Raw genomic sequence first — 20,897 nt, forward strand, 5'->3', positions numbered from 1 at the left:
AATGTCTGCTCAACAACTAAAAATCGGATTAATATAGCTTTTAGAAGTCAAGCTCAAACCTATGCCTGCTATTATCACAATGAGTCCTGTTATAAACAGGACTCGCTGCTTTTTAACTTCCTTTTGTACTTATGCTTGTATTATTCTTATTCTTCTTTTTTGCGGAGCTTTCCCGACCAGATAACAACACCGAGACCCAGAAGTGCAACAGCGGAAGCGCCTGCTAATGTACCTGCAAGCGCAAGGGAATTAACACCTGTCTGCGGGAGATTTACCACGCTGCCGTCAGAGAATTTCTCACCAACGCCTGTATCGGGATCAAGATTATATGCGTCAAAATCTTCGCCTTTTTCATCTGTAAATACAACAGTGACAGAACCGCCTACGTTAGTCATTGAATGTGTATCAGCAGGTCTGATACCTGTTTTTTCTTCATAATCTTTTGCCGCCATTTTCTGAAGCTCATCTGTTGAATATTTGTGTTCGGGCTCTATATAGCGGACAAAATGTTCTGAGCAGTCCTGACCTGTATAGAGGTCATTGAGAGGAGTCAGTGAAGTTGCTTCAAAACCAGTATAGAAGTTACCGTTTTCATCGTAAAGATTGAACCATGTCATTCTGCTGCCGTTTGGATAACCTATATCTTCTGCCTCAACAGTACCATACATTACTCTTCCGTCAACGAAGATAAGAGTAAACGAACCGTCGTTTCTTATGATAAGCTGCCTCGGATAAAGTGTATCAACTTCGTCCCATGTGCCTGCTATCTCTGAAACATCATGTCCTTCGACTCCGTAAAAATCACCGAATTCATAGCTTTCGATATGCCATTTGCCGCTTTCGCATTTGAGTACGGCTCTGCCAAAACCGTAGAGTTTATCGCCCTTATTAGCCGTAGCTGTGCAGTAGTCCATAGCAGGATCTGTGATGGTAACACCGTTTTCTGTATGGAACTGATAGAAAGAACGAGGTATTAATTGTACATAGAGTGAACCGTCCTTCTCAATGAAATAGCCATCAATGTATCTTATAAAAGATTCTTTTGCTTCTCCTGTGAAATTATCTGCAATAAATGCATACAGATCAGCTATAGAAGTAAAACGGCTGTCATTTACCTTTACATACCCCTTAACTTTTCCGTCATCGATAGTATAAACAGGACTTGCACCGGTTAATGCCATAATTACATTGAAGTTTTCCATAACTCTTATAGCCCCCATAGTCTTATCCTCTTTATCAAATGATGCACTCTCGTTCTTGTCATCAGTCTTTTCGCCTTCTGATTGCTCCTGATGAGCATTAGCATTTGTATCGGCGTTACTGCGCCTGAGAGTAAAGTCGCCGGCCTTTAATTCATCGACTGTTCCGCTATCAGTCTTTGGGAAGCCTATCCATGCAATTCCGTTTGTATTATAGAAATTGTACCATTTGCCGTCGCTGTTTTCGCTGAACATCTCATTTCCGATCTTGATAAAACCCTGAATAATTATGCCGTCGGGATAGGTAACAGTATATGCACCGTCTGCACTGATATTGAAAATTCTTCTGTTGCCGTTCACTTCTTCCCATTCACCTGTTATTGCGGAAAAATCAGCATCAACCAATAAGAGCTGAGCCATTCCGCCGTTTCCGGTGATATATGCATTGGGATTATTCTGACTGCAATAGCAGCCGATAAAGAACTTGTCACCCTCATAGAATGCAAAAAACGGAACTTTGAACTCTCCCCCAAATGTATCATAATCCACCTTTACCGTGCCTGAATGAGTATTGCCGTCAAGGTCTGTATATGTGTATGTGCTGTCTTCTTTTACGGTTATGATGCCGTTGTCAGTTACTCCTGCTGTTATATTCATACCTTCGGGAGCTACCTGATACTTCCACTGACCTACAAGGTTTCTGATGTCAGTTTCATAGTAAGAAGTCTCTGATGTGACTGATATGGCTGCGGTGTCTTCTGCAAAAGCAGTAGCTGTGGAGACTGCTGTGAGCATTGCAAGAACTGCGAGACAAGAAATCATTTTTTTCATAAAAACTACCTCATTCCTTTTTAAAATTATTTTGTTTAGGCGCTGTGCCTTTACTGTGATTATATAATAGCATATTTTTTCTGCTCTGTGCGCAGAATTACAAATTTGTAATTTAATTATAATACTGTAATCACATATATAAAAAAAGGAACGGTCAGATGACCGTTCCTAATAAGGAGTATAAGCTGAAATGCTGTTTTTACTTTATTCTGACTATCTGTGACATACCGCCGTTGCCTGTCATATACACATCGGAATGTGTTTCGTGACAATAGCAGCCTATAAAGAACTGATCGCCCTCATAGAATGCAAAGAAAGGAACACTGTAATCTCCGCCGAATGTATCATAATCCACTTTTACCGTGCCTGAATGATTATTGCCGTCAAGGTCGGTATATGTATATGTACCGTCTGATTTTATATCAATAGTGCCGTTGTCAGTCACTCCTGCTGTAATATTCATACCTTCAGGAGCTATTTGATACTTTCACTGTCCGACAAGCTCGCTGATGTCAGTTATTAATTTCTGTGTATTCTCCTGCGGCTCATAATCTTGTATCTCCTTGACATAGTCTGCACTTACATACCCCGATTTGCCGTTATAGCTTGTACAGTACCAGCCTGCTTTTCCGCATGAGTAAATATCAATCTGAGTTTTGTCGGGTATAGTGGCGATTATATCTGCTGTGGGGAATGGCTCGTTTCTCAGATTAAGACCGTCCCCCTTAGTATCAACATATGCGCCGAATAAACGGTCTTCCTCTTTCAGTTCGAAATTACTGATTGCTGCATCATTAACAGATGTTTCAGTTTTGGCGGTATCCTTTGACTTTTCTGCTGTCTTTGCAGCTGTTGTTGTTTTTTCATCTTTTGCTGAACCTGCTGTAGTTGTTTCAGCAGCTGATGTAGTTATTTTTGATGACGAAATCAAATTTTCATGTGTTCCGCCGTTTTCTGTGTTTCCGCATGATACCATAGAAGATAACATTGTGAGTATTGCCAGACAAGAAATCATTTTTTTCATAATAATACCTCATTCCTTAAAAATAGCTTTGTTTCGGCTTTGTGCCTTTCTTTAATTATATTATATCATTTTTTTTCGTCATGTGTCCAGAATTACAAATTTGTAATTTCTTTTTCAGCATCTTGTGAATAAAATTTCATCAGCCACATTTGCATAGTAGTCGAGCCACAGGAGATTTCCATTATTATCGGTGTAGAACATGGCGCTGCCGTTATTATAATTTTCCGTATATGAGCTTTGACCGTCATCTGTATAAAAATAATCAACATTTACTCCCGAACCGCTGCAAACGAGAGCGTCATTCTCCGCATCGTATGTACAGATGTATGTCCACGCACTGCCATCAGCCGCGCTGGAGCTCCACTTTACATCTGCGTTGTATGTTCCGTCGCCATTATTGCTGATACTGATATAGCACCTTCCGTAGCTCCAATTACCCATGAATCTTTTGACTGCCGCTAAGGTGTTGTCGGTCTGTGTCGGTTCAGAGCTGTCTCCTAAGCAAAATACTGATGCTGTCTCGTCAAATCCCGAAGCGAGAGCAGGAGCCATATTTTCACGTTCTGTAAAACGGAAGCTTTCCCACAGAGTACCGTCCGCTCTGTAGAAGCAGTACCAGATAATTGTGACATCGTCGAAGCCAAGCACCTGACGCTCTATCTGAATATTGCCATATTCACTTCCGCCGCCTCTGTACGAGAGCTTATATGTTCCGTCACCTTCAATAGTAAGTGTACGGGAATCGAGAACATTTTCCTCATACCATACACCTGCTATCTGCATATGATCGGTCTTGGTAACAGGTGAAGCTACGGTGTTTTCTTCAGATACAGCTGTTGTGCTGGTATCGCTGCTTTCAGTTTTTTTATTGTCAACTTTTGCAGAAGTAGTTGATGTGTTTTCAGCAGTAGTAACTGCTGTGGTTGTTACTATAGCCTTTGTTGTAGTTTTGTTGTTATCAGAGGTTATACCGCTGTCTGTTTTTCCGCAGCCTGTTATTGCTGTAAGTATGCCTGCCATTGCAATGATAATAAAAGTCTTTTTCATAATTATTCTCCTTTTCAAAAATATTAAGGTCTCTGCCGACAATGCCATTATAGCATTGCAAACAGAGACCATGTTGCAAAATTACAGATTTGTAATCTGAAAACAATTTTAGAATATGACACGTCTGAGAACGTACTCGCCCTCCGATGTGACGGCTATCTCATATGTACTCATATCATCCATATTCAAATGCTTTTTCAGACGGGAAATATTGACTCTTATAGTATTTTTGCTATCCTCCACGTCGCAGCCGTATATAGTCTTGTATATATCATGATAGCTTATACGCGAGCCTATCTGCGAGGCGAGCATATAGAGTATCTGAAGTTCACGCTGAGGCAATGAGTATTCATTTCCATCAAGTGTGGCTGTTCCCGCAAAAAGATCAACTGTAAGTTCGGGCAGCTCTATCTTCGGGTGCTGAGGAGACTGCTTTACATTGCGGCGGAGCTGTGCTTCTATACGCGCCTTTAATACGTTCAGGTCGTATGGCTTTGTTATATAGTCGTCGCCGCCGCTGCGGAAGCCCATAATAACGCTGTCGTTCTCGTCACGGGCTGTAAGGAATATCACGGGAGCCTGTGTTTTCTGCCGCAGTATCTTGCAGAAGTCCATACCATCGCCGTCAGGGAGCATAACGTCAAGAAGTACAAGGTCGGGAACGCACTCTTCAAGCATAAATGAGGCAGTCTGTACCGAATCCGCACAGTGTACGGTATAGCCCTCGTTTTCAAGGAATGTTCTGTTGATACGCATGATGTCTGAATCGTCTTCTACTAATAATATGTGTGGCATAATTAATCCCCCTGTGATTACAATTTCGTAATTCTGTTCACTTAATGAAAAAAATATGGTATAATGTATTCAACACCATAAAGGAGTGATAAAATGAAAAAAGAAATTTCCAAAAGCCGCGCTTTACGGAGAAGGCTTCTTAGTGTTCTGTTAATATGTTTTATTACTATAATGATAATATTTGTTTTTGTCTTTAATCTTGTATATAAGCGCTCGACTAATATAGTTGTTTCACATACATCTAAGATTGCAAGCAATACCGTTGATACTACCGCTCATGGCTTCTATCAGGTCACGCTTGGAAATTTGCAGTCATCTCTCGAAAGCTTCGGAACTAACATATGTACAGTGCTCGGCTCTTTGCAGGATATACCTGATATAGATCAGAAGCTTGTTCTTGAAACACATATGATTGATTTTTTCGAAATAGATACTTCATATGAGTTTAATAATGTTATTGGTTTTACTTATTCTAACGGTGAATTTCACAGTATACCTTCCGAGCCTGAGTGTGACCGTATGATCCAGCAAGCCATCGAAGCACTGGATAAAGAATATGCAAAAGAACCTTCCTTTTACGGTATTGGAAATACACTTCAGAGAAACATTGAACAATATACCGAGATAAGCACAGGAATATATACTCTGGAAGGTCAGGGATTTATCTGCGCATGGGATCATCTGATAAATCACAATGTTGGATATGATGATATATGTTACGGTATAATTCTGTTCAACCAGAATCATTATAAAGACCTTATCAATGAGATCGCAGCTGAGCAGACTGACTCTCTGTTAGGTGAAATGAATGATCTTTTCCAAAGGTCAATATATATCATGGTCGCGGTTATTTCGGGAGTACTGATATTGTTTATCGTGATTTCGGTCATTCTCTCAAAAAAACTGTCAGATCCTATCGTTACTGAGCATGATATGCTGGTAAAGGTAAACGAGATGAAGACCACTTTCCTATCAGACGCTTCCCACGAGCTAAAAACTCCTCTTGCGACTATGTCGGGATATGCTCAGAATGCGGAAATGGAGCTTGCAAACGGCGGCGATACGGCTGCCTTACAAGAAAAGCTGAAACGTATCTCCTCGGAAGCCAACCGTATGGCTCTTATGGTAACGCAGATACTGGACGCTACCCGAATCGAGGAAGGACGAATGGTTCTTGAGCCTGCTCCCTGCGATATAGACAGCCTTGTGCGCGAAACAGTTGAGACCTATTTTGCCGTGCTCAATAAGAACAACAACAGGCTCGCAATTCGTATCCCTCTTGAATTGCCTAAAGTAAATGCTGACAGTTCAAGATTACAGCGTGTTTTCGTAAATCTTGTCTCCAATGCCTTAAAGCATACCAAAAATGGTACTATACTTATCAAAGCAGAGGAGGAAGGAAACTTCATAAAAGTAACCGTAAAGGATACAGGAAGCGGTATCTCCGCAGAGGATATGCCTCATATCTGGGATCGATACTACAAGGGTAAACACTCCGAAACAGGCACTGGACTTGGTCTTTATATATGCAAGTTCATAATCGAGTCCCACGGCGGTAAGATATGGGCAGAAAGTGAAGTGGGCAAAGGAACATCGTTTATGTTCAGGCTGCCTGTATAATAAATACTTTTACATTATACCATAATTCCAGCAAAAAAGCCAGTGTTTTTTACTCTGAATCTAATAATTAGCTAATATAACCAATCAGCACTTCTCTCTGCCATTCTTCCATATTACATAGGTATAATATTGATGCTTGATAATGTGAAAAAACAAAGTATCCCCACTTCTTAACGAGTGAGGATACTTTGTTTAAATAAAAGATACAAAACTTTTTTCAAAAAAAGCTTGACAAACTCACCTATTTGTGATAAAATATTATGGTACTGCGGAACTACTGGTTATACAGTCCGCCTCGGTCAAGAGTCGTACCGTGTAAAAATTTTCGGCTCAATTATACAAGCGGATATGGCGGAATTGGCAGACGCGTATGGTTCAGGTCCATATGTTCGCAAGAACATGCAGGTTCAAGTCCTGTTATCCGCACCAAAGTGAAGAGTGCCTTAGCAAAAGTTATGAGGAAGCATCAAAAAGCTCATAAAGTTTGCTGGGCACTCTTTGTTATTGTATCATATAACTGAAGCTATGTAAACTCGGATTCCTGTCAGATAGTATCCGGTATCACAGTATATCGGTTGTAACATCTTCCATAATGTTGTAATTGAACGCGCCGTTCATCTCGAACTTTATGTCGATAGACTTGTCCTCGTTCTGGTGAACTGTGACCTGCCGTACAAGCATTCTCAGGTTGACGTTTGAGATATGTCCGTCCGCGAGTATAGTCTCTATCAACTCGGAAGTGTTCTTCAATTCCTCACGCCGTTTTTTGCAGACCTCATCATAATTTCTGAGGTCTGCAATTTTATTTTCGATTGTCTGTATCTCTGCTTCTATCTTTTCGATCATATTATTATAGACCTTGGCGTGTTCGCGGTCATTGATTCGCTCTATGATGAGCTGTTCGATCTCGTCATGCTTCTGTTTGATCTTCTCATTATTGTGCTGTATTGCCCTGTCGTACTTAGGCTTCTTTTTCAGCCAGTCCTTGACGATCTTTTCATATTTTACGCTCTCATCTTGAATGAACTCAAGCAGCGACACAACTTCAATTTTGATAAGTTCATCAAGCTGCTCCTCGCGAACTGAATGTGGTGTACAGTATTCCTTACCATAACGGTGGTTGCTGTTGCAGGTGTATTCAACGTATTCCTTGTCCATCCACCTCCTTCGCCGTGCGATAAGACTCGCACCACACTCAGCGCATTTTATCATTCCTGCATATCTGTGAATGTTACGTCCACACTGCGAGCGTGGATTGATCTTCGACCTCTGCTCCAGCATGAACTGTGCCTGTTTCCATGTAGTTTCGTCAATTATAGGCTCGCAGAAGTTTTCGTGTTTGAACTGCTCATCCTCCGGTACTGCGGTTATTGTCTTATAAATCTTGGAGCTGACCGTCTTGTGATTAACAAGTGTTCCGTGATAAAGCTCATTTGTAAGCATACGTTTCACTGTAGTCTGAACCCATAAATATTTCTTGGAAATGTCTGGCTTATGTTCGGACAATTTTCTGTTGAAGTAATAGTCAGGAGACTTTATGCCTTCTGCATTCATCTTCTTTGCTATGGTCGTCAGACCGTATCCGTCTATATACAGGCGGAATACCTCTTTCACTATCCATGATGTTTCTTCGTCGATACTTATGGTTCCTGTATTTTTATCCTTCAGATATCCCAATGGAAGTGTTTCTACAAGTCCTGCGTTTTTCTGCTTCTGCCGCACTCCTGCACGCACCTTTTTACTTATGTCTTTGGCATAAAAGTCGTTGAAAAGCTGCTTGAAACCTATGAGCATATCGTCGTTCTCATTTGTTGTGTCTATCCCCTCGGTCACTGAATATACCCTTACATTGTTCTCCCGCAGGTGGTCTATGAAAAGTGCCGTCTGGGTTCTGTGTCTGCCGAGCCTTGACAATCCTTTACTAAAACAATATCGAGCTTTCCTTCATCAACTGCTGTTTCAAGCTCTCCTATCCCCTTTCTGTTGAATGTCATTCCCGATACATTATCATCGAAGCTTTCTCCTACGATGTCGTAGCCGTTCTGCTCTGCGTAGTCCGCGAGTATCTGCCGCTGATTCTGTAAGCTGTTCATCTCAGTGTCTTCGTCTCGTGACAGTCTGTAATAGAGCCATGCTCTCATAATATCATACTCCTGTATTCTTGTAGCTTAACTGCTGACAGGTACGATTCCAGTCGGTATGAGTGCAGTTGCAGATGAAACACCGTCAGTGGTTACGATAACTCCGGTAACGGACGAAGCCAAGACGGGAACAGGTCAGCTTACTATCACATTGAAGATAAAGCAGTCCATTACTCCGACTGTCTCCCTGACAGGCTGGACTTACGGCGGTACTGGGAATACTCCTTCAGTGACCGGAAATGACGGAAACGGCGCTGTGACATACCAGTATAAGCTCAAAACTGCCGATGATACCGCTTATTCCGCAACTGTTCCGACCGCTGCCGGAGAGTACACCGTCAAGGCAGTCATCGCCGAAACTGACGAGTACAAGGCTGGCGAAACGACTACTGACTTTACGATTGCAAAGGCAACTCCTCCCCCAGAAGCTCCAACAAATCTGACAGCTGCTTTCGGCAAGAAGCTGTCAGATATAACGCTCCCTGACGGCTTGACATGGGACGCTCCCGATACAAGCGTAGGCGATGTTGGTAATAATACATTTGCTGCAACATTTACACCTACAGATACTGCTAACTATAACAACTACTCGGCTAACCTGACAGTTGCAGTTACAGCTATCTCTGCAACACCAACTGCTGTTGGTACGCTCAATGCGACCTACGGCGATACCCTTGCCGATGTTGCCCTCCCGACACCCGAGGACGGTACATGGGCTTGGAAGGACTCTGGCACAACATCTGTCGGCAACGCAGGCGAGCAGACATTTAAGGCTGTATTCACACCTTCAAGTCCAAACTATACTGCTGTCGAGCAGGATGTGACAATCAATGTTGCAAAGGCTGATCCGACACCCGATGCAGTAACAGTTCTGACCGTCGCTTACGGCAAGAAGCTGTCTGATGTAACACTCCCTACAGGCTGGACATGGGACGCTCCTGCAACAAGTGTAGGCAATGTAGGCAATAATCCTTTCGCAGCGACATATACACCAACAGATACTGATAACAGATACAGATGGCAGATATGTACACCTACTACAAAAGTAAACAATATCCACAAGGCGACAGCTGTTATTCCAACCTTTATAAAAAAGGAAAATGGCATAGTATTTCGACGTTCGTTTTTTAGACCTGACAGGTCTGTTTCTGTTTCTGCGGCAGCTTCATAAACAGAGACTTCTACGGCATCATTATCCATTCTCATCCCTCTCTCGAAGAAATTAGTTACATTCTGAATACTATTTGCAAAGAAAGCATTAATAACTTTAAAAATTATTATAACACACCCTAATGTAAAATGCATCATATTTTCGCAACATTATTTGTTCCATTCTTTAAATAGTGCTCATTTTTTACATATAGTAAATATTCAAGCCGATTTCTGCTTCTCCAAAGCATACAAAAGCAATTACGACGAAAGCGCCGCCGATCTGTAGTGTCCAGATCAGCAGCGCTCTCATAATATTATCATGTATCAAGTCTTTGGCGTTCTACAAGCTCCGCAAAATAGCCGCCTTTTTCAATAAGCTGTTCATAGCTTCCTTCTTCTATAACCTCACCGCCATCGATCACAAGCACACGATCACAGTGACGTATAGTCGAAAGCCTATGGGCAATAACGATACGGGTACAGCCCATTTTATCGAGTGCTTCACAAACCTGCTTCTGTGTCTTGTTGTCAAGGGCACTTGTCGCTTCATCAAACATAAGTATCTTTGGCTTTGGTGCAATAGCTCTTGCTATCATGAGCCTTTGCTTCTGTCCGCCTGAAATGCCGCCTTGTCCTTCGTATATCAAGGTATTCATTCCCATCGGCATTTCACGTATGTCATCAGCGATACCGGCTATTTCCGCAGCCTCCCAAGCTTCATCAAGAGTTAAATGCGGAGCCGAGATAACTATATTTGAGAAAATATCCCCGTGAAATAGGCCTCCGCTCTGCATCACAGAACCTATCTTATGTCTTAAAGAGCTGAGGTCGAGATTGTTCAGATCCTTTCCGTCATAATAGATCGCGCCTTTCTCGGGCTTCTCAAATCCTAAAAGCAGCCTCATCAATGTACTTTTTCCGCAGCCAGTTCTACCGACTATAGCAACATATTCCCCCGGCTTTATCTTTAAGGACATATTCTTAACTATATAAGGTGATTTTTCATTATAACGAAAATATACGTTGTTAAGCTCGATACCGCCTGCAAGCTTTGTCACCATTTCCTTATTATCCGAAGTTTCGGGTTCAGCTTTGAGAAATGGTTCCGCCATTTCAATGATAGGTCTTATCTTGCCAACAGCCAAAGCTATATCCGAAAGCGAACCGAAAGCCCCCATTACTGCACCATATGCAGCTGTAAAAGCATAATAGCCTGACTGATCAACTCCGCTTTTCACAGCAAGATAGTACAGTACTATAGTTGATATAAGAGAGATCGCTGTTGTTATAACACTATTCATCTTAATAAAGTTCGGCGGTGAGTAGGTAAGCTCTACACTATCCGAGTAGAGATTGAGCCAATGGGCAAAAAAGCGCTTTTCTGCTCCGGAAAGCTTTATTTTCTGTACACCGCTTACCACCGCATAAGATAAACCGGCTTCTTTAGCGTCAAGCTCCAGCTGTTTCTTGCTTATACGTATCTGAACTATCGACGAAACTGTACTGAAGGTCACGGTAATAAGAATTATAATCAGTGAAGGAACAGCAAGTTTGGGTGCAAAGCTCATTATTTGCGTTATATACAGCAGTGATGCTATAGATGTAAGACCTGTCCCTATGAAAAGACCGATCATCAGAGAGCATAGCTGACTGACCGACTGTGAACGGCTGTTAAGCTCTCCTGCGCTGTACTTTCTGAAGAAATTGGCAGGCAAGCTCATGATTCTCATCATCATCGCAGATTGTATACCAAGATTTGTTTTTGTCTGCAATCTTGTATTAAACAAAGTTTTTACAGCGTTCAGAAGCTGTGCAGATATAGCTGTACAGAGCAAGCATATTGCAATACCGATCAGAACTCTGTTGCTGCCGCTGGATATTACAGGACCTGTAAGTGCCTTTGTTATCCTCGGCATAAGCATACCTGCTCCTGTAACCGCAAGTGTCAATACTGCCATTATTACAGAATCACTCATAGTCATACAGCTTTTCATATACAACAGCAGTTCAGTGATCCCGAGCTTTCTCTGAGGAAGCGGCTTATAAAAGCAATACGCTTCCCGCTTGAACAGCTCTGAAACGCTTTTTTTGATCCTGACCTTTTTCCCGCTGTTCCTGTCAAGATAATAATATCCATTCAAGTTGCAGGGAAGCAGCGCAACAGGCTCGCCCTTATCCTTAGTATAAGCTATCATCGGACCGTATGCGTCCTTCCACCAGTTTCTGTCCAGTATTACCTGTCTTTTCATAAGGCCATGAGGTCTAAGGCAGTAATCAAGCTGCTCCTCATGATCTTTTATGACCTTAGGAATATCAACAGGCTTAAAATGATAATACTTCAAAACATCGTCTATTGCCTGTTTTGTAATTATGTAGTCATCACTTATCTTCTCAGCAGTTCTTTTGCCTAAAACAACGCCTGCAACACGTAAGAAGGAATCCTCAAACATCTGCTGGTCATAATCATTTCTTTGCTTTATCTGGTGTTCAAACCAACCCAAATCCTTCTCACCGCCTTTATTCGTTGGTTACAAGCTCAGTATATGCCCCTCCGAGCTTCATTAGTTCTTCATGTGTACCGCGTTCAACTACTTGTCCGTGTTCAAGCACGATTATCTCATCGCAATCACGGATAGACGAAAGCCTGTGAGCAATAACAATACAGGTGATACCTCTTTCTTTAATTGACCTTACCACTTCATATTCCGTCTTAGCATCGAGTGCCGAGGTAGCTTCATCAAGTATGATTATCGAAGGATCCTGTGCAAGAACACGGGCTATTTCAAGCCGCTGGCGCTGACCGCCCGACAGGTCACGTCCGCCTTCAGTCAGCCTGTACTGATAGCCGCCGTCTCTTGCCATAATATCCTCATGCAGCTGTGCATCACGCGCTGCAAGTATCATTTCAAAATCCTTTATTGACTCGTCCCACATCTTTATGTTATCAGCGATAGTACCCTCAAAGAGTGTAATATCCTGATCTACTACTGCTACCGAGCCTGTCATAACGGAGCGATCATACTCGCTCCTTTTTTTTCCGTCAAAGAGTATTTCTCCGCTCCACGGTTCATAAAGTCCCGAGATGAGCTTAGAAACTGTTGATTTTCCGCAGCCCGAAGCACCTACAAAAGCAATTCTTCCGCCCGGTCTTATGTTCAACGAAAAATCTTTTATAAGCGGAGCAGAAAGCTTAGAATAGCCAAAGCTTATATTTTTAAGCTCAACTCCGCCCTTCAGCTTTTTTAAATTCTCAGCCGAAGCATTATGATCTGCTGAATTAGGATCAGCAGGATATTGCATAACATCTTCGACACGTTCCATATATGTCCGCATTTCCTGCAGCGTCTGACCTGCCTTTATCAGTGTCATTGCAGGCGACATAAACGCACCTAATAATCCCTGAAACATCTGCAATGCTCCAAGTGTGAATCTGCCGTTCATAACGAACCATACACCCATTATCAAAACAGCGTAATTTGCTGTCTGAGATAAAAAAACAGGGACGATTCCAAGGTAGTTATTCATCTTTGCAGACTTGGTTTCCTGTGCATTTACCGACGCCTGATAGCCTGCCCACTTCTGAAAAAAACCGCTTTCAGCACCGCTTGCCTTGATCGTTTCTATCATCTCAATACCAGCAACAGTAGTAGCTCCAAGCTTTGCTCTGTCACGCTGCATTATTCTTGTAATATTTATACGCTTTTCAGAGATATATCTCGACATAATAATATTCAGAACGAGGGTACTAATGCCGATCAATGTCAGGACAGGGCTTTGTCTTAACATAAGCACAAGGTAGAATATCATCATAATTGTATTGATCAGAAGCGGAGCAAAAGTATTAACGAGTGTTCCCGAAATACTTGCATTTGTGCTCTGTCTTGACTGAATATCACCAGCCATTCGCTGTGAAAAGAACTCCATAGGCATATGGAGCACCTTCCACATATATGACGTACTTCCTGTTACAGACATTTTTCCGTTTAATTTAAGACTATATACAGCCTTGATCCACTCAACGATTATCTGTACGGCTGCGAGGCATGAAATTATCCCTATAAACGGCATGAGCCAATTTTTATTCTGACCTGTGAGCAGCCTGTCCATAAATACTTTGGACATTATAGGATTAATAATGCCGAAAATTGAGGTTATAGCTGTAGTGAGCATAACAAATGCCACAGCTGCCCCGGCACCGATAAGACGTTTTCGCGCAAAATCCAGAGTGCTTCTTCGCTTGCCGCCCTGCTCAAAGCCTTCGTCAGGAGATAAACAGATAACAATACCTGTAAACGACTTGTCAAACTCCTCTATACCGACCTTGACATCGCCTCTTGCCGGATCGTTTATATATACATATTTCCCCTTGAAGCCCTTCAGCACAACAAAATGATTGAAATCCCAATGGATAATGCAGGGAAAATCAGCTTTTTCTTTTATAGACTCAGGCGACAGGCTGTAAGCACGTACCTTTAATCCGTAAGACATTGCTGCTTTAGCGATATTCTTTGCATTTGAACCGTCACGGGATACACCGCAGTCTGCCCTTACCTGTTCAAGAGGGGTCCATTTATTATAATAAGCCAATACCATTGTAAGACAGGCTGCTCCACATTCAAGCGCTTCAAGCTGCATAATTACAGGAACTTTTGCTATGCCCTTTTTGATAGGCTGAATTATCTTAGCTTTATTTTTACTCATTTTTCCCTCGTTCAATTGAACAAAAATTTGATAGGATGAACGCTTTCTGTTACTATTTCCGCTTCATATCTGCCGTCAGTTTTATCAATTTCAGCGTATGCAACTGTTCTTCCATAATCGTCTTTATCAACTGAGGAAATACAGTATTCATCATCATCGATACGTATCGTCATTCCCGAAGTTATTTCACTGTATGTCCTGTCATTCACTATTAATTTGGCACGACCGTTCTCAATAACTGCAACGCTGTCTGTAACTGTTTCAAGGTTTCCAACCATACTCCAGGCAATAAGACCTCCAAGTAAAATAATTATAGAAGCAAGGACGATCCATATACCAGGATTTGTGACACGCAAATAATCTGTAAGCTGCTCAGGCGATGAAATACGTTCAAGTGATTCCTTCCTGAAAATCTTTTCTTTTTGTTCAGCCATACTATTCTCCCGAATTATTCAATGTTTAGGAAATCAACAAAACCTGTAATCTCAAGGACTTCCATTATCTCTGGACGGACATTTTTTACTATCATCTCACCCTGTTCATCCATTACCTTTATAGCGGATAACAAGACTCTGAGTCCTGCACTCGATATATATTCAAGCCCCTCAAAATCAAATATCAGCTTTTCTGTGTTTTCAAGCTCAGGCTCAAGCTTTTCTTCAAGCTCAGGTGAAGTCAGTGTATCAAGTCTTCCGTTAATAGCTACTGCCAGTTCTTTATCATTTCTGTTCATTGTTACAGTCATAGTCGTTACCTCCTGCTGTATATGCTGATAATGTTTTGTTATCTAATAATTATTTTACCACATAAATTGAAAACAGTCAATAAAATGCCGTATATTCGATAGAAAATATTTGTGAAATTTCGCATTTTTGTGGAATATGCACATCGACCGCAGCTGAAATTTGTTGACTATTCTTTGACAGTTTACACTTTGTCTATTTTAATTAAAAAAATGCTATGATATAATAAAATTGAAGAATACGAACGTAAATTGTTTGTATTTCACAAAAAGAAATATAAACAGATTTCACAAAGGAGGAATCACTATGACCGATAACATCAATAAAAACATTGACAACGAAGAGCTCGACCTCGAACAGCTTGAAGATGTCAGCGGAGGCGGAATACTTGATATAATCAAAGAAATAGCTCCGAAGGTTTGGAGTAGTCAAGGTAATAACGACAAATCTGATCCCTCTGCCTGATCGGCAATGTATGCTTTGAGTCAATCCCAAACGTTGTAACCAAAATATATGAGCCGATTTTTTACCTGATTCTTTTTTGCACATATCTATGTTATGATTCATCAGAAAAAGCGAATCCTCAGCCTATGCTGAAGATTCGCTTTATTGTTGTTAATGCCTTTGAATTCTTTGTCATTTAATCAGAAGCTGACCGCGAAAAAAGTTATGTATAAACGGAATAAATTAAATCCGCTTTACTCCGAGCATGGTAAGATCATCAAACTGAGGAGCATCGCCCACAAAGCCATCAACTGCATCCTTAATGTTTTTCAGCAGCACTTTTGGCGCAGCATTTGGCTCTGCGTTAAGTGCTTCAAGCATTCTTTCAGTACCAAACAGCTCGTTTTGAGCATTTGTAGCCTCCGCCACGCCGTCAGTATACAAGAACAGTGTTCCGCCCTTTTCAAGCGTGAACTCATACTCCCTGTAGCGAATTCCGTCCATACCGCCGATCACAAAGCCATGCTTGTCCTTGAACAGCTCAAAGCTGCCGTCAGCTTTTTTTATCATAGGATATTCATGACCGGCATTTGCGGCAGTTATCTTACCTGTGGAAATCTCCATAACGCCAAACCAAACGGTTACAAACATTTCCTCATCGTTATTCTTGCATATCTGTGCATTGGTCTGCTCCAGGACTTCAGCAGGGCTGCCGCCCATCATGGCAAAGTTATTTACAAGGATCTTTGACATCATCATGAACAGTGCCGCAGGAACGCCCTTGCCCGAAACGTCAGCCATTACCATTCCCAGGTGGTCATCATCAATAAGGAAAAAGTCATAAAAATCACCGCCGACCTCCTTTGCAGGAGTCATTGAAGCAAAAATATCAAACTCATCACGTTCCGGGAAAGCAGGAAAAATATTAGGCAGCATATCCGCCTGTATCTTTGTTGCAAGCTCCAGCTCTACGCCGATACGTTCTTTTTCGGCAGTTATCGTGGTGATCTGGTCTATATAGTCCCTTGTTCTCTTTGAAAGGGTAGCAAACGCCTGTGCCAGGACCTCAATTTCATCATTTGTCTTGTATGCGTCCTCCATCTCGAATGCAAGGTCTGTACCGCTCAGCATACTCATACGAGCAGTCATACGCTCAATCGGCTTTACTATCCTTCCTGCCACAAACAGTGCACCTATCGTCGCAAGCACCAAGACCACCAGTGTCATTACAAGCAGTGTCTGTCTCGATCTATCCACACCCTGCTCAAACTTTTCCGCCGAACTTTCGTTTATCCTGTTGTAACGGTCCAGCATCATTTCGGTTGGCTGGCGGGTAATTTCTTTTTCCACTGCATTTATGACTGTCCAGCCTACAGTACTCATAGGTGAACCTGTGAGATAGTACTCCGTTCCGTCAACGATGATCGTTTCGAGACCTGTATGCTCGGTCAGTGCCTTTGTAACAAAAGCAGAAAGCTCCGCATTGTCACTTTTTCTGAGATCCGTCGCATTATTTGAAAGCTTTGCACTAAAAGTCCCCTCAGTCTGCGGAGAAAAAATCACCTTGCCCTGCTCATTGACTACGCAGATAAAACCACCCTGCTCGTTGGACCTGCTGACATAGTCTGAAATACTGGTGAGAAAAATATCAGCACCTACAACTGCCACAAGCTCACCGTCTTTATAAACAGGGGCTGCACATACAAGCCCTGCGATACCCGTAGAAGTATCAAGCTCTATGCCGGTAAAATAAACATCTCCCTTTTCCACAGCTCCCTTGTACCAGGGGCGGTTCCTCACATCAAAGGTTTTGATGCTCTCGCCGTTCTCGTCAACGTAAGAGCCCGAACGGTCATCAACGTAAAGAATAAGACCGTCAGCCGTTCCGATAAAGCAGCTGTCAAGCTTGTCTGAGCTGTTGAACATAGAGAGCATAACATCGCTCATATTGCTGATAAGTGCGAGTGATTCGGTACTTTCCGGGTCAACCCCCTCTTCGTGCTGGATCTGCACTGTGGCAGTGCCGTCATTTGCAGGGTCAGGGTAACTTACCGGACGGCTGTCGAAATTATAGGCATTGTTAAACAGCGCAGTTGCAATAGATCGCAACGTCAGCACATCGCTCTTTACATCAGAGAACATATCATCAGCAATATATGCCTGCATACCCGTTGAGCTTGTAAGAGATGCAGCAACCACAGCTTCCATAGTTTCGTTTGAAACTGAATTGATCGACCTCTGCTGTTCATCACTCGCCTCACTCACAGTATCTGAAAGTGACTTGCTCTGATAAACTGCAACAGAAACGAAAACGCCTACTATCGCCAGTATGAAGATCAGCACAAGGTTAAGAATCCTTTGATGAAGTCCGCCGAATGTCAAACCAAATATTTTTTTCATCTGCTCACCAGACCTTTTTTCAGCGTTAGTACATTATGCCCGTCAAGATACTCGTATTTAACATCATCCATGCTCTTTTTTACCATGAATATCCCCAAACCTCCGACCTGCCGTTCATCTGCAGGGAGGGTAACATCGGGATCATCCTTTGCAAGCGGATCATACGGAACACCGCCGTCAATAAATGTTATATCTACCGCAGGCGGATCACCCATGACCTCGACGCGCACAGTCGCAGTCCCTATTTCGGGAGAATAAGCATAATTTGCAATGTTCACAAAGATTTCCTCAACAGCAATATCTATCTGCATCTGAATTTTCATGGAGCAGCCTGCTCCTTCAAGCTCCTCGTCAACAAAAGCAAGTACGTCTGATAAATTTTCTACTTTAGCTTCCAGTTCCAGTTCTTTCATAACCTTCTCCTCATTTTATCGGCATTCCTTTTACTATGATCTCTTTAACATTCTAATTACTACTTCATTTAAAAACGATGCAAACGAATCGAATTTAACAATATCCGCATGAGTTTCCCACATGATCTCTCCTGTTTCTTTTGAAAAACCAATAAGTTGGCCATCGCCTATTATTTGACCGATTATTACCATTTCATCAGGCACATAATCACGTCCGAATTCAAATCCATTAACACCGCCAATTCTAGCTATATCATCAGCTAAAATTGCTCCTCTTGTAAACTGTAACCAATCTTTTACTGATTGAGGAATGATAATACTATTTTCTTTTTCCCACGCAATAATTTTTCCTTCATCTTCGGGCTGTAAAAATTCAAAATAATAATCTTTTTCCTCAAGCTTTTTACTCAACTCAACGATTTGAGTTATTTCATCTGTCAAACTGTTGTGTGGTATTTCGGGAATAAACATATATATAATTCTCCTTTTAAACCTTGTTTGATAAGCCTTTTTCACAGCTCCGGATAATTGATACGAATTGCAGCTGCTGTCCGGTAAAATATAATTCTGAAAAATCAAGCAGCACCGTATCATTTGTAGAATTATAACATATTTTTATCTATATGTCAACGATTTACGGGAATAATATAGAAAGTCGTGCCGTTAAAGACCGCTAAAGCCGTTATTTATGGCACTTTAATTGCAGAAAAGTCCATACTTCATTTCAATGTAAAGCGAAAAATTTTTATAATATGAAATATTCTTTTCAAGAAATCGACTATATAGTCAAGAGGGATCTCAACCTCCAGAAAGGAGGAAACACAATGAATGATAAAAGCATCATAGAACTTTTCCTAATCAGAGATGAACAGGCAATTGCCGAGCTGAAGCTGAAATACGACAGACTATGCTGTCATATAGCAGGCAATATCCTTTCACAGCACGAGGACATCGATGAGTGCATAAACTCTGCCTATTATGACATATGGAACAAGATACCGCCTGACGAACCTGATGACCTAAAAACATATCTGTGCCGCATTGTCAGGAACAAGGCTATAGACCGCCTCAAATACAACACAGCAGCCAAGCGGAACGCACAGCTGAGTGTATCCCTTGACGAGCTTGCAGAGTGTATCCCCGACAGGAGCGATGACCATGTCTCCGCAAAGCAGCTTGCTGAGGCAATAAGCAGTTTTCTGCGGACACAGGACGAGCGTCACCGAAAGATTTTTGTACGCCGCTACTGGTACGGTGACAGCCTGTCAAGGATAGCCGAGTATTTCGGCATGAACGAGAAAACAGTCGCCACATATCTTTTTCGGACAAGAAAGAAGCTAAAAGAATTTTTAAAGAAAGAGGGGTTCAAGCATGAATAAAATGAAATTATTTGAAGCTATTGACCTTATTGATGATGACCTTATCAGAGAAGCCGATATGAGCTCAGAAAAACAGGCAGGCAGTACCTCTGAGGAAGAATCCGCTATAACTGTTTCAGGAGTTGAGGTCCGCAGCGGTATCAGGTGGCAGCGCATAGCCGCTCTCGCCTCGGCTTTCATACTTATAGCAGGCTTTGGTGCAGTCGGAGGCCTGCTCCACAAGCACCGTCCCACAAGGCATATAGAGCCGTCTGAGATAGTACTGCCTCCTGCTACAGAAAGCACCACAGTTACAGAGGATAAACAAACAGAAAACACCGAACCTGCAACCAAGAAAGAAAAGGATAAAGTGAAAGAAACAAAGGAAATTTCAAATACAGCGCCCACAACTGAGGGAAATGAGGAGAAAAAGCCTGCTGCTGTGAACTTCCAAGCCGATAACGACGAGTTGCCTGCAAATGTTGAAAACAACGCTCCCGATGAAAAACCAACCGAGCTCAATACAGAGCCCCAAAAGACAATATCTGAACCTACAACTCAGAAGCCTGTTACTACAGCCCAAACTACCACAACTATAGTAAAAACAACAGTTTCAAAAGTAACGGAACCGACATCTGCAACAGAACCTTGGGTAATACATCTGCCATGTACCAAAGCTTCAAATGTAACATGGCGTTCGTACCAGTGTCCGGAAATGTTTGAGATACTCAGAAGCATCACATACACCCCTGACGATGACCGCGGAATGTGCAATACTTACCTCATAGACGAAAGCGATGACCATAGAGTATATGCGCTTAACTTTGAGGACAAATGGGTAATGAAGTTCGGACAGAACGGAACTGATTGGGGCTATGCTCCAATGCCCGACAGACTTTACGAGCTGTTCTGCGGCAGCTGAGCGGTAAAGCTCTGTGCTCAGAATAATAATCGTAACGATATTGCTGTCAGCGGTAACCGTATGGTGCGCTGACGATAAAGGACGTGATTATAAGGAAATATACATCG

18 protein-coding genes, 1 tRNA gene and 1 pseudogene are annotated in these 20,897 nt (G+C 42.1%); 6 read left to right on the forward strand and 14 right to left on the reverse strand.

Annotation, left to right across the window (positions count from 1 at the left end):
* Window positions 1-146: 146 nt before the first annotated feature.
* The 5 genes from K5677_RS06205 to K5677_RS06225 all read right to left on the reverse strand — a co-directional run bounded on the left by K5677_RS06205 (window position 147) and on the right by K5677_RS06225 (window position 4,896).
* Entirely contained in the window at window positions 147-2,030 is a 1,884-nt protein-coding gene (locus tag K5677_RS06205) for a hypothetical protein (RefSeq protein ID WP_296725888.1), read from the reverse strand.
* A gap of 199 nt (window positions 2,031-2,229) precedes the next feature.
* Window positions 2,230-2,493, reverse strand: a complete 264-nt coding sequence (locus tag K5677_RS06210; protein ID WP_296725890.1) for a hypothetical protein — start codon at window positions 2,491-2,493, stop codon at window positions 2,230-2,232.
* Window positions 2,494-2,517: 24 nt separating this feature from the next.
* Window positions 2,518-3,054 (reverse strand): SH3 domain-containing protein, encoded by a 537-nt coding sequence (locus K5677_RS06215; protein ID WP_296725891.1) that lies wholly within the window; start codon window positions 3,052-3,054, stop codon window positions 2,518-2,520.
* A 114-nt stretch (window positions 3,055-3,168) separates the two neighbouring features.
* Window positions 3,169-4,101 (reverse strand): hypothetical protein, encoded by a 933-nt coding sequence (locus tag K5677_RS06220; protein WP_296725893.1) that lies wholly within the window; start codon window positions 4,099-4,101, stop codon window positions 3,169-3,171.
* Between the two features lie 108 nt (window positions 4,102-4,209).
* Window positions 4,210-4,896 (reverse strand): response regulator transcription factor, encoded by a 687-nt coding sequence (locus K5677_RS06225; protein ID WP_296725894.1) that lies wholly within the window; start codon window positions 4,894-4,896, stop codon window positions 4,210-4,212.
* 93 nt (window positions 4,897-4,989) lie between these two features.
* Here K5677_RS06225 and K5677_RS06230 point away from each other — a divergent pair, with 93 nt between their 5' ends.
* Window positions 4,990-6,516 carry a HAMP domain-containing sensor histidine kinase gene (locus K5677_RS06230; protein ID WP_296725896.1) on the forward strand — a complete coding sequence of 509 codons (1,527 nt, stop codon included), beginning with the start codon at window positions 4,990-4,992 and terminating at the stop codon, window positions 6,514-6,516.
* Window positions 6,517-6,858: 342 nt separating this feature from the next.
* Window positions 6,859-6,945, forward strand: a tRNA-Leu gene (locus K5677_RS06235).
* 132 nt (window positions 6,946-7,077) lie between these two features.
* On the opposite strand, the gene K5677_RS14455 is transcribed toward K5677_RS06235, so the two are convergent.
* Both K5677_RS14455 and K5677_RS14460 read right to left on the reverse strand, forming a co-directional pair.
* A complete protein-coding gene (locus K5677_RS14455; RefSeq protein ID WP_366849068.1) occupies window positions 7,078-7,797 on the reverse strand; it encodes a recombinase zinc beta ribbon domain-containing protein in 720 nt (239 codons plus the stop codon).
* Window positions 7,795-8,657, reverse strand: a pseudogene (locus K5677_RS14460) (recombinase family protein); the annotation flags it as partial. The gene K5677_RS14455 and the pseudogene K5677_RS14460, both read right to left, overlap by 3 nt.
* Before the next feature lie 58 nt (window positions 8,658-8,715).
* Here K5677_RS14460 and K5677_RS06250 point away from each other — a divergent pair.
* Window positions 8,716-9,828 (forward strand): hypothetical protein, encoded by a 1,113-nt coding sequence (locus K5677_RS06250; protein ID WP_296725900.1) that lies wholly within the window; start codon window positions 8,716-8,718, stop codon window positions 9,826-9,828.
* 298 nt (window positions 9,829-10,126) lie between these two features.
* Here K5677_RS06250 and K5677_RS06255 read toward each other — a convergent pair whose 3' ends face one another.
* Genes K5677_RS06255 through K5677_RS06270 form a run of 4 tightly spaced genes read right to left on the reverse strand, consistent with a single transcriptional unit; the run spans window position 10,127 to window position 15,255 of the window.
* On the reverse strand, window positions 10,127-12,310 hold the full coding sequence (locus K5677_RS06255; protein WP_296725902.1) for an NHLP bacteriocin export ABC transporter permease/ATPase subunit: 2,184 nt from the start codon (window positions 12,308-12,310) through the stop codon (window positions 10,127-10,129).
* Between the two features lie 16 nt (window positions 12,311-12,326).
* Window positions 12,327-14,510, reverse strand: a complete 2,184-nt coding sequence (locus K5677_RS06260; protein ID WP_296725903.1) for an NHLP family bacteriocin export ABC transporter peptidase/permease/ATPase subunit — start codon at window positions 14,508-14,510, stop codon at window positions 12,327-12,329.
* An 11-nt stretch (window positions 14,511-14,521) separates the two neighbouring features.
* Window positions 14,522-14,944 (reverse strand): hypothetical protein, encoded by a 423-nt coding sequence (locus K5677_RS06265; protein WP_296725905.1) that lies wholly within the window; start codon window positions 14,942-14,944, stop codon window positions 14,522-14,524.
* Window positions 14,945-14,958: 14 nt separating this feature from the next.
* A complete protein-coding gene (locus tag K5677_RS06270; protein ID WP_296725906.1) occupies window positions 14,959-15,255 on the reverse strand; it encodes an STAS domain-containing protein in 297 nt (98 codons plus the stop codon).
* A 304-nt stretch (window positions 15,256-15,559) separates the two neighbouring features.
* On the opposite strand from K5677_RS06270, the gene K5677_RS06275 reads away from it, so the two are divergent.
* Complete coding sequence (locus tag K5677_RS06275; RefSeq protein ID WP_296725909.1) at window positions 15,560-15,718, forward strand: hypothetical protein; 159 nt, start codon at window positions 15,560-15,562, stop codon at window positions 15,716-15,718.
* Window positions 15,719-15,940: 222 nt separating this feature from the next.
* On the opposite strand, the gene K5677_RS06280 is transcribed toward K5677_RS06275, so the two are convergent.
* Genes K5677_RS06280 through K5677_RS06290 form a run of 3 tightly spaced genes read right to left on the reverse strand, consistent with a single transcriptional unit; the run spans window position 15,941 to window position 18,981 of the window.
* Window positions 15,941-18,097: a SpoIIE family protein phosphatase gene (locus K5677_RS06280; protein ID WP_296725911.1), complete on the reverse strand. Its 2,157-nt coding sequence runs from the start codon at window positions 18,095-18,097 to the stop codon at window positions 15,941-15,943.
* Window positions 18,094-18,510: an ATP-binding protein gene (locus K5677_RS06285; protein ID WP_296725914.1), complete on the reverse strand. Its 417-nt coding sequence runs from the start codon at window positions 18,508-18,510 to the stop codon at window positions 18,094-18,096. Before K5677_RS06285 ends, K5677_RS06280 begins: the two co-directional genes overlap by 4 nt.
* Window positions 18,511-18,543: 33 nt before the next feature.
* Window positions 18,544-18,981, reverse strand: a complete 438-nt coding sequence (locus K5677_RS06290; RefSeq protein WP_296725915.1) for a hypothetical protein — start codon at window positions 18,979-18,981, stop codon at window positions 18,544-18,546.
* Between the two features lie 353 nt (window positions 18,982-19,334).
* On the opposite strand from K5677_RS06290, the gene K5677_RS06295 reads away from it, so the two are divergent.
* Both K5677_RS06295 and K5677_RS06300 read left to right on the forward strand, forming a co-directional pair.
* The gene (locus K5677_RS06295; RefSeq protein WP_296725917.1) at window positions 19,335-19,889 is read left to right on the forward strand and encodes a sigma-70 family RNA polymerase sigma factor; all 555 of its coding nucleotides are present in this window, start codon (window positions 19,335-19,337) and stop codon (window positions 19,887-19,889) included.
* Complete coding sequence (locus K5677_RS06300) at window positions 19,882-20,790, forward strand: hypothetical protein (protein WP_296725919.1); 909 nt, start codon at window positions 19,882-19,884, stop codon at window positions 20,788-20,790. Before K5677_RS06295 ends, K5677_RS06300 begins: the two co-directional genes overlap by 8 nt.
* Window positions 20,791-20,897: the final 107 nt, after the last annotated feature.

It is taken from the genome of Ruminococcus sp., assembly GCF_024684275.1.